We start from the raw sequence: 325 nt of genomic DNA on the forward strand, positions 1-325 counted from the left end.
TATTATTATAATCAAGAAAGACCACACCAAAGTTTAAATGGTGTGCCTCCTAATATTTTTAACCAAAATTGTCAACGAATTAGTTAACCTTTACAGAAATGACAAAACGTACGTCATTTCGAAGGAGGTTACGACTGAGAAATCTCAAAGTTGGGTGTTGGGAGTTTTAAAGGGTAGTAGTTACTCCTATTGAAGAGATTCCTCCTCCTTTGTCGTTCGGAATGACGTTCAGGTTGTTTTTTTCATGTTATAATAATTAATAGCTGTCATTTCGAAGGAGTGTGCGACTGAGAAACCGCAAGGTTCAGTAGCGATATCGAGAACT

Source organism: Tenacibaculum gallaicum (genome assembly GCF_003387615.1).
Taxonomy (GTDB): domain Bacteria; phylum Bacteroidota; class Bacteroidia; order Flavobacteriales; family Flavobacteriaceae; genus Polaribacter; species Polaribacter gallaicus.